The following is a 1,055-nucleotide window of genomic DNA, read 5'->3' on the forward strand; positions in this document are numbered from 1 at the left end:
ATTCCATTGTGAGCAGTTCTTTTTGCAAGAGTGTGGATTGCAACGCCAACCCAACAATAACAAGTCAGGGGATTCGTCCTTGCACACAGAATCTTGAATAATTAAATAAACTTTATATTATAAAAGCAAATTTAAAGTGCAAAATATTATAATTTTAAAATACTTTACATTAAGGAATCAAAAAGGGATAGCGGTGCTAGCGTGGAGTGAAGAATTTAGCATTAAAAATCAACATTTAGACGAACAACATAAATCTTTTATACAATTACTTATAGAAACTAAAAATTTCGTCAAAAGTACTTCTCCCAACAAAGCTCAAGAACTAGAATCACGAATGAATGCTGTGATTGAAAGTGCTAAAGAACACTTCAATGACGAAGAAAAATATATGCAGCACATCGGATATCCTTTTTTAAACCAACACAAAACGCGTCATCGTGAGCTAGTCTCCAACCTTTCTATGCTGTTAATGGACTTAGAAGATATAGAACATACCGCTAAGGAATTTTATGAATGTTTGCATAATTGGCTTATTGCGCATATTTTAACCGAAGACAAACAAATAGAATCCTACCGCAACCGACTCCACGATGTCAAAGAGATTCCTTATAGTTTAGAGCAAAAAACAAAAATTCTCGCCGAAACAGAAGACATAGCCCACCAGCCGTGGCACAAATACATTTGCCTCTGCCTCTTAAAAGAGTTTAAAGTCTGCGACGCCTTGCACAAAATTATGCAAGAAGAAGGCACATTTGTGCGGTGCAAAGTTTGCAAACAACCGCTTGTTTATCGTGATTCCAATTTAGATGATGAGGACAATTTTGAAGCACTTGCGAAAAAATATTTTAAACAATTCTAGGAAATAAAAACACAATGGCATTTACATCAAAAGGACATAAAGTTTTCAATGATGTTAAAAATTTGCGAAATCTTTTATTGCAAGAACGTAAAAGCTTTGGCGAAGACATTGACTTTTATTTACTAGATTTCCGCACCTTTTATAGCAAAAAGGGCGAGAACAAATACAAGCCCGTTAATGATATTAGCCTTTTTAA

Annotated in this window: 1 protein-coding gene and 1 pseudogene; both read left to right on the plus strand. The window is 34.5% G+C overall.

The window, feature by feature from the left end:
- Positions 1-193 precede the first annotated feature (193 nt).
- Complete coding sequence (locus tag Q1553_RS00330) at positions 194-859, plus strand: bacteriohemerythrin (RefSeq protein WP_298495308.1); 666 nt, start codon at positions 194-196, stop codon at positions 857-859.
- A 14-nt stretch (positions 860-873) separates the two neighbouring features.
- A pseudogene (locus Q1553_RS00335) lies at positions 874-1,055 on the plus strand (hypothetical protein); the annotation flags it as partial.

This window comes from Helicobacter sp. UBA3407, assembly GCF_949747025.1.
In the GTDB taxonomy this organism is placed as follows: domain Bacteria; phylum Campylobacterota; class Campylobacteria; order Campylobacterales; family Helicobacteraceae; genus Helicobacter_D; species Helicobacter_D ganmani.